General features: G+C 67.0%; 7 protein-coding genes, 2 tRNA genes and 1 pseudogene. 7 read left to right on the plus strand and 3 right to left on the minus strand.

The annotated features are described in order from the left end of the window. Together A9X05_RS04665 and A9X05_RS04670 are read right to left on the minus strand one after the other, a co-directional pair. A partial coding sequence (locus A9X05_RS04665; protein ID WP_156736461.1) for a serine hydrolase domain-containing protein occupies positions 1-735 on the minus strand: 735 nt, incomplete at its 3' end. Between the two features lie 33 nt (positions 736-768). Next, positions 769-839, minus strand: a tRNA-Gly gene (locus A9X05_RS04670). Positions 840-987: 148 nt separating this feature from the next. On the opposite strand from A9X05_RS04670, the gene A9X05_RS04675 reads away from it, so the two are divergent. The 4 genes from A9X05_RS04675 (at position 988) to clpP2 (ending at position 3,904) form a co-directional block, all read left to right on the plus strand. Beyond that, a tRNA-Pro gene (locus A9X05_RS04675) sits at positions 988-1,064 on the plus strand. A 64-nt stretch (positions 1,065-1,128) separates the two neighbouring features. Beyond that, on the plus strand, positions 1,129-2,547 hold the full coding sequence (tig, locus tag A9X05_RS04680; protein ID WP_067749509.1) for a trigger factor: 1,419 nt from the start codon (positions 1,129-1,131) through the stop codon (positions 2,545-2,547). 128 nt (positions 2,548-2,675) lie between these two features. Then, on the plus strand, positions 2,676-3,266 hold the full coding sequence (clpP1, locus tag A9X05_RS04685) for an ATP-dependent CLP protease proteolytic subunit ClpP1 (protein WP_067749511.1): 591 nt from the start codon (positions 2,676-2,678) through the stop codon (positions 3,264-3,266). After that, positions 3,263-3,904: an ATP-dependent CLP protease proteolytic subunit ClpP2 gene (gene clpP2, locus A9X05_RS04690; RefSeq protein WP_067275408.1), complete on the plus strand. Its 642-nt coding sequence runs from the start codon at positions 3,263-3,265 to the stop codon at positions 3,902-3,904. Before clpP1 ends, clpP2 begins: the two co-directional genes overlap by 4 nt. Positions 3,905-3,925: 21 nt before the next feature. Here the strand turns inward: clpP2 and mmuM are convergent, their stop codons facing one another. Then, positions 3,926-4,831 (minus strand): homocysteine S-methyltransferase, encoded by a 906-nt coding sequence (gene mmuM / locus A9X05_RS04695; protein ID WP_197498929.1) that lies wholly within the window; start codon positions 4,829-4,831, stop codon positions 3,926-3,928. Between the two features lie 321 nt (positions 4,832-5,152). On the opposite strand from mmuM, the gene clpX reads away from it, so the two are divergent. From clpX to A9X05_RS29375, 3 genes and pseudogenes are all read left to right on the plus strand, one after another. Continuing rightward, positions 5,153-6,433 (plus strand): ATP-dependent Clp protease ATP-binding subunit ClpX, encoded by a 1,281-nt coding sequence (clpX, locus tag A9X05_RS04700; protein WP_055400128.1) that lies wholly within the window; start codon positions 5,153-5,155, stop codon positions 6,431-6,433. A 43-nt stretch (positions 6,434-6,476) separates the two neighbouring features. Next, positions 6,477-7,730 (plus strand): MFS transporter, encoded by a 1,254-nt coding sequence (locus A9X05_RS04705; protein WP_067749514.1) that lies wholly within the window; start codon positions 6,477-6,479, stop codon positions 7,728-7,730. Between the two features lie 230 nt (positions 7,731-7,960). After that, positions 7,961-8,260: pseudogene (locus tag A9X05_RS29375) on the plus strand (2-oxoglutarate ferredoxin oxidoreductase subunit alpha); the annotation flags it as partial.

Genomic DNA, 8,260 nt, shown 5'->3' on the forward strand with positions numbered 1-8,260 from the left:
CAGGGCGGCCTTGGGGTGCTCGGTGAGGCTCGTCGGGTAGCCGGGCGCCTGCGCATCGGCCAGCAGGTCGCGGGCGTGCGGCTTGTTGACGCGTTCGGCGCAGCGCCGTTGTTCGGCCAGCGACAACCCGATATGGACGTCGGCGCCGAACGGTTCGGCGATCTCCGTACGCAGGTATTGGCCGATCGTGCGTCCGGTGACCCGCCGGAAGACCTCGCCGAGGATGAAGCCGAAGGTGGTCATGTGGTAGCCCTGGGCGGTGCCGGGCTCCCAATACGGTTCGGCGGCGGCCAGCTGTGCGCAGACGAAGTCCCAGTCGGCGACGTCCTCCCAGCGCAGGCGGGTGCGGGGGCCGATCACGCCCGAGCGATGGCTCATCACCATCGCCAGCGTGATGTCCTGTTTGCCCGCCTGCCCGAACTCGGGCCAGTAGTGGGCCACCGGGGCCTGCAGGTCCAGTTCGCCGCGGTCGGCCAGCTGGTGGACGCAGGTGGCCGACAGACCCTTGGTGCCGGACAACACCGTGGTCAGGGTGTCCTGCCGCCAGCGTCGCGTGTGGGCGGCGTCGGCCCAGCCGCCCCACAGATTGACGACGAGCGTGCCGTCGACCCACACGGCGACGGCCGCGCCGACTTCATCACCGACTGTGAAATTCCGCTCGAACGCGTGGCGCACTCCAACGAATTCCGGCGCGCACGACCCCTGGATTGCCGCGGCCGTTTCGAGGTCGCTCATGGCGCCTTTCTTAGGAGCAGATCCTTAATCCAGAGCGGGCGACGGGAATCGAACCCGCGTAGCTAGTTTGGAAGACTAGGGCTCTACCATTGAGCTACGCCCGCATGTGTTAGTCGAGCGTGACTGTAGCTGTCGACGAAGATCAAATCTAATCGACGCGGTCTTGTGATCGCTCCGTGAGGGTCTGCGACGTCGTCGCGAAGCCTGTGGCCAACCCGGCCCTACGGGGCCTTAGGATCATCGAGGTCAGCGCGGGGTGTAGCGCAGCTTGGTAGCGCATCCGCTTTGGGAGCGGAAGGCCGCAGGTTCAAATCCTGTCACCCCGACCAGCACGACCACTGCCGCATGCACACGGCCACCGAACGCCAGGAACGACCACCGAGGAGCGCCCCCGTGAAGAGCACCGTCGAGCAGCTGAGCCCCACCCGGGTCCGCATCAACGTGGAGGTGCCGTTCGCCGAACTCGAGCCCGACTTCCAGCGCGCCTACCGGGAGCTGGCCAAGCAGGTGCGCCTGCCCGGCTTCCGCCCCGGCAAGGCGCCGGCGAAGTTGCTGGAGGCCCGGTTCGGCCGCGAGGCGCTGCTCGACCAGGTCGTCAACGAGGCGTTGCCCGCGCGGTACGGGCAAGCCGTCGTGGAATCGGAAGTGCAGCCCCTCGGCCAGCCCGAGATCGAGGTCACCAAGAAGGAGTACGGCCAGGAGCTGGCGTTCACCGCCGAGGTCGACGTCCGCCCGAAGATCGAGCTTCCCGACCTGAGCGCGCTGACCATCTCGGTGGATCCGGTCGAGGTCAGTGACGACGACGTCGACGCCGAATTGGAGTCGCTGCGCGCCCGCTTCGGCACCCTGACCGGGGTCGACCGGCCCGTCGCCGACGGCGATTTCGTCTCGATCGACCTGTCGGCCACCATCGACGGCGAAGAGGTGCCGGGGGCGTCCGCGGAGGGCCTGTCCCACGAGGTGGGTTCGGGCCGGCTGATCGCGGGTCTCGACGACGCGCTGATCGGTCTCTCGGTGGACGAGTCCCGGGAGTTCACCGCGCAGCTGGCGGCCGGCGAGCACGCCGGGCAGGACGCCCAGGTGACGGTCACCGTCAAGTCGATCAAGCAGCGCGAGCTCCCCGAGCCCGACGACGAGTTCGCCCAATTGGCGAGCGAGTTCGACACCATCGAGGAGCTGCGTTCCAACCTGCGCGACCAGGTCGCACGGGTGAAGCGCGCCCAGCAGGCCGACGAGATCCGCAACGCCGCTCTGGACACGCTCCTCGAGCAGGTCGACGTGCCGCTTCCCGAGGCGATCGTGCAGGCGCAATACGACAGCACGATTCACGGCGCGTTGCACGGCCTCGACCACGACGATGCCAGGCTGGACGAGGCGCTCGCGGGCCAGGGCAAGACGCGCGAAGAGTTCGAGAGCGAGACGCGCACCGCGGCGGAGACCGACGTCCGCAGGCAGCTTCTGCTGGACGCGCTGGCCGACGAGCTCGAGGTGCAGGTGGGCCAGGACGACCTGACCGAGCGGTTGGTGGCGACGTCTCGGCAGTACGGCATCGAGCCGCAGCAGTTGCTGGGCTACCTGCAGGAGAACAACCAGCTGCCGGCGATGTTCGCCGACGTGCGCCGCGGGCTGGCCATCGCCGAAGTGGTGCGCGCGGCGACGGTCACCGACACCAAGGGCGACACCATCGACACCGACGAGTTCTTCGGGAAGCGTTCGGAGGCCGACGCAGCTGAGCCGGCCGGCGAGGCGGAGGAGGCCGAGGACGCCGACGAGGCGTTGGAAACCGAAGGCTCCGACGACGAGGCGGAGTGACCGGGTCTTGACGCTGTGAGCGAAAGCGCCCGATTGAGGGGGAGCGTGGGCGCGAAACAGTGGGCCAGGTTGGTTAGTGTCGGTGAATAGAAGAACTCGAGAAAGCAGGTAACCCAGTCGTGTCTGACATGCGTTCGCCCTCGCAGGGGCTCAACCTCACGGACTCGGTCTATGAGCGCTTGCTCTCCGAGCGCATCATCTTCCTGGGTTCGGAGGTGAACGACGAGGTCGCCAACCGGCTGTGCGCGCAGATCCTGTTGCTCGCCGCCGAGGACGCCGACAAGGACATCTCGCTGTACATCAACTCGCCGGGCGGATCGATCAGCGCCGGCATGGCGATCTACGACACCATGGTGCTGGCTCCTTGCGACATCGCCACCTATGCGATGGGCATGGCGGCCTCGATGGGCGAGTTCCTCCTCGCGGCCGGCACCAAGGGCAAGCGCTACGCGCTTCCGCACGCGCGCATCCTGATGCACCAGCCCCTGGGCGGGGTGACGGGCAGCGCGGCCGACATCGCCATCCAGGCCGAGCAGTTCCACGTCATCAAGAAGGAAATGTTCCGGCTGAACGCCGAATTCACCGGGCAGACGATCGAACGCATCGAGGCCGATTCCGACCGCGACCGCTGGTTCACCGCCCAGGAGGCCCTCGAATACGGATTCGTCGACCACATCATCACCCGCGCCAGCCACATCACCAACGGAGAAGCCCAGTGAGCACCCAGCACCCCATCCAGCCGCAGGCGCGCTACATCCTGCCGTCGTTCATCGAGCACTCGAGCTTCGGCGTCAAAGAGTCCAACCCGTACAACAAGCTGTTCGAGGAGCGCATCATCTTCCTCGGCGTCCAGGTCGACGACGCTTCGGCGAACGACATCATGGCGCAGCTGCTCGTGTTGGAGTCGCTGGACCCCGACCGCGACATCACCATGTACATCAACTCGCCCGGCGGGGGCTTCACCTCGCTGATGGCGATCTACGACACCATGCAGTACGTGCGCGCCGACATTCAGACGGTGTGCCTGGGCCAGGCCGCCTCGGCCGCGGCGGTGCTGCTGGCCGCGGGGACTCCCGGCAAGCGGATGGCGCTGCCCAACGCTCGGGTGTTGATCCACCAGCCGTCGCTTCAGGGTGTGATCCAGGGCCAGTTCTCCGACCTGGAGATCCAGGCCGCCGAGATCGAGCGGATGCGCACGCTGATGGAGACCACGCTGGCCCGCCACACCGGCAAGGACGCCGCGACGGTCCGCAAGGACACCGACCGCGACAAGATCCTGACCGCCGAAGAGGCCAAGGACTACGGGATCATCGACACCGTGCTGGAGTACCGGAAGCTCTCCGCGCAGACCGCCTAAGTCTCCTCGGCGAACGTGCTCTCATGGCGAGATTTCAGCCGATTTACCGCCCTCAGAGCACGCTCGGCGAACCTCGGCGATGTCGGCCGGCCCGACCCGGCAGCAGCCACCGATGATGCTCGTCCCGGCCGCAAGCCATTGCGTGGCGAGCGCCGCGGAGAAGGTCCGCGGCCCCGCCCAGCCCCGTCCGTCCCAACGCTCGCCGCTGTTCGGGTAGACGATCACCGGCTTGGCGGCCGCCGCCGTGGCGATCTCGATCGCGGGCAGGACGTCCGCGGGTGCACAGCAGTTGACACCGACCGCGACGATCTCCGGCACCCCGGCGGCGACCGCGAACGCCTCCGCCAGCGGTTGGCCGGCCCGGGTCCTGGTGCCATCGATGGTGTAGCTCAGCCAGGACGGCGCGCCGACCGAGGCGACCAGGTCGACCAGTGCCTCGGCCTCGTCGACGTCGGGCACGGTCTCGCACGCCAACAGGTCGGCGCCCGAGTCGGCCAGCACTTCCAGCCGGGGCCGGTGCCATCGCCGCAAAGCCGCCACCGACAGCCCGTAGCGCCCCCGGTATTCCGATCCGTCGGCCAGCGTCGCGCCGTACGGCCCGACCGAGGCGGCGACGAGCAGCCCGCCGGCGCCCACCTCGTCACGGGCGGTCTTCGCCAGGTCGACGCTGCGGCGCAGCAGCTCGGCGGCCTCGTCCCGGTCGATCCCGCGGGACGCGAAGCCCTCGAACGACGCCTGATAGCTCGCCGTCGTCGCGATCGCGGCGCCGGCCCGGTAATAGCCGGCGTGCACGGCGACGATCTCGCGGGGATCGTCCGCCAACAACCTCGCCGACCACAATGCGTCGGAGAGGTCGTGACCGCGCGCCTGCAGCTCCGTGGCCAAGCCACCATCGCTGATCACTACCGATCCGCTGATCAGAGCCAATCCCACCCGGCCACTGTAGGGTGATTTCTTGGGGATCTGCCCGGGCTTCGCCGGGGCCGGCATCTCCAGCGGAAGTGGGAATCGGTCGGCGCACCAGCCTCGGTCGGGTAACGACCGCGACACGCCAAAGACACGCAAAGCGCGTCTTTCGCGAGTGACGGGCGCCGTCTGGCTATATGTTTCATCAAGACGAACACGCATGAATACCACCGACGCGATTCGGCCCTAATGGTCGCGTCGGGCCCGATCTAGCGGGTAGCGTCGGGGGATACATGCGGCACAGCTAGACGAACGGCGAAAAGGAAGTAGGCCCTCAGCACCATGGCGCGCATCGGAGACGGCGGTGACCTGCTGAAGTGCTCGTTCTGCGGGAAGAGCCAAAAGCAGGTCAAGAAGCTCATTGCTGGTCCCGGTGTGTACATCTGCGATGAGTGCATCGACCTCTGCAACGAGATCATCGAAGAGGAGCTCGCCGACGCCGACGACGTCAAACTCGACGAACTGCCCAAGCCCGTCGAAATCCGGGAGTTCTTGGAGGGCTATGTCATTGGGCAGGACACCGCCAAGCGGACGCTGGCCGTCGCCGTCTACAACCACTACAAGCGGATCCAGGCGGGGGAGAAGGGTCGTGACTCCCGGCACGAGCCGGTCGAGCTGACCAAGTCCAACATCCTGATGCTCGGCCCCACCGGCTGCGGCAAGACCTACCTGGCCCAGACGCTCGCCAAGATGCTCAATGTGCCGTTCGCCATCGCCGACGCCACCGCGCTGACCGAAGCCGGATACGTCGGTGAGGACGTGGAAAACATTCTGCTCAAACTCATTCAGGCCGCCGACTACGACGTCAAGCGGGCCGAAACCGGCATCATCTACATCGACGAGGTGGACAAGATCGCCCGCAAGAGCGAGAACCCGTCGATCACCCGCGACGTCTCCGGTGAGGGCGTGCAGCAGGCGCTGCTGAAGATCCTGGAGGGCACGCAGGCGTCGGTGCCCCCGCAGGGCGGCCGCAAGCACCCGCACCAGGAGTTCATCCAGATCGACACGACCAACGTGCTGTTCATCGTCGCTGGGGCGTTCGCCGGCCTGGAGAAGATCATCTACGAACGCGTCGGCAAGCGCGGCCTGGGCTTCGGCGCCGAGGTGCGCTCGAAGGCGGAGATCGACACCACCGACCACTTCGCCGAGGTCATGCCCGAAGACTTGATCAAGTTCGGCCTGATCCCAGAGTTCATCGGGCGGTTGCCGGTGGTTGCCTCGGTGACCAACCTGGACCGCGAATCGCTGGTCAAGATCCTGTCCGAACCGAAGAACGCTCTGGTCAAGCAGTACACCCGGCTGTTCGAGATGGACGGCGTCGAGCTTGAGTTCACCGACGACGCGCTGGAGGCGATCGCCGATCAGGCCATCCACCGCGGCACCGGCGCCCGCGGCCTGCGGGCCATCATGGAAGAGGTCCTGCTGCCGGTGATGTATGACATCCCGAGCCGCGACGACGTCGCCAAGGTCGTGGTGACCAAGGAGACCGTGCAGGACAACGTGCTGCCGACGATCGTGCCGCGCAAGCCGTCACGCACCGAGCGCCGCGACAAGAGCGCCTAACGCCTTGCGGTCGACCGGCCGCGCATTTGGGTACTAGATCCCCATGCCGGCCGCCGCTGAGACCGACAGCCCCGTACCGCGCCGGCTTACTCGTGCGCTGGACCTGCTCAACTTCCTGCTCGCCGACGTGCGTGACGGGCTGGGTCCCTATCTCTCGATTTATCTGCTGCTGGCTCACCATTGGGACCAGGCGTCGATCGGCTTCGTCATGGCGGTCGGGGGGATCGGGGCGATCGTCGCGCAGGCACCGGCCGGCGCGTTGGTGGACCGGAGCACCGCCAAGCGGGCGCTGATCATCGGCGGCGCATTGACCGTCACCGCCGGTTCGTTGGCCATGCCGTTGTTTCCCGGCCGGTACTCCATCTCGGTGCTGCAAGCCGTGACCGGCATCGCCGGCTCGGTCTTCGCCCCGGCGCTGGCCGCCATCACGCTGGGCGTCGTGGGGCCCCGGTTCTTCTCCCGCCGGATCGGGCGCAACGAGTCGTTCAACCACGCGGGCAACGCGTCGGCCGCCGCCATCACCGGCGGTCTGGCCTACTTTTTCGGGCCGGTGGTGGTGTTCTGGGTGCTTGCGGTCATGGCGGCCACCAGTGTGCTTGCCGCGCTGAGGATTCCGGGTGACGCGATCGACCACGACGTCGCGCGGGGCATGGACCACGTGCGGGGAGCCCCGCACGAGACGCCGTCCCGGATGGCGGCATTGCTGCACAACCGCAGGCTGATGATCTTCGCCGCGACCGTCGTCGCCTTCCACTTCGCCAATGCGGCGATGCTGCCGCTGGTAGGCCAGCTGCTGGCGCTGCACAACAGGGACGTCGGCACGGCGCTGATGGCCGGCTGCATCGTCGCCGCGCAGGTGGTCATGGTGCCGGTGGCCTATCTGGCCGGGGCCAAGGCCGATTCGTGGGGACGCAAGCCGATCTTCCTGACCGGTTTCGCGGTCCTGGCCGCGCGTGGATTCCTCTACACCCTGTCGCCAAACCCGTACTGGTTGGTCGGGGTGCAACTGCTGGACGGCGTCGGGGCCGGCGTGTTCGGGGCGCTGTTTCCCCTCGTAGTCCAGGACGTCACGCACGGCAGCGGCCGGTTCAACGTCAGCCTGGGCGCGGTGACCGCCGCGACCGGGATCGGCGCCTCGGTGTCGAACCTCGTCGCGGGCTGGATCGTGGTGGCCGCCGGCTACAACGCCGCCTTCGCCTTCCTGGGAACGCTCGCGGCGGCGGCCCTGATTTTGTACCTGGTCGCGATGCCGGAAACGGCGCCAAGGGAACTCGGTGTCGGCGCCCCGCCGACGTGACCAATAACACAGTTTTTGACCTGAGGCATACCATTCCCGCCCTGACTTCGGCTTTTTACACTGAAGCATTCATCTGTAATGCACCAGAGACGCTCATACACCCCTTAGAGAAGTGCCATAATTGGTACTTGCAGTGACACACAGCTTGAGGGCGCGGGACGCCACTCTTTTGGCGCGTAACCTAAAACTCCAGCGAAGTGCCTATCCGGTAACGAATGGAAGGCGGATACGTGGATCCGAACGGCAGCGGAGCCGGGTCTGATTCTCACAACGAGTCGTCCCGGGGAGGGGCCGCTCGCCGGAACGGATCCGACCGTCAGCGCCTGGAACAAGTCGTCATTCGCTTCGCCGGGGACTCCGGCGACGGCATGCAGCTCACCGGCGACCGGTTCACGTCCGAGGCAGCGCTTTTCGGTAACGACCTGGCGACCCAGCCCAACTACCCCGCCGAAATCCGTGCCCCCGCAGGGACCCTGCCCGGGGTCTCCTCCTTCCAGATCCAGATTGCCGACTACGACATCCTGACCGCC

The organism is Mycobacterium sp. E3298, from assembly GCF_001666895.1.
In the GTDB taxonomy this organism is placed as follows: domain Bacteria; phylum Actinomycetota; class Actinomycetes; order Mycobacteriales; family Mycobacteriaceae; genus Mycobacterium.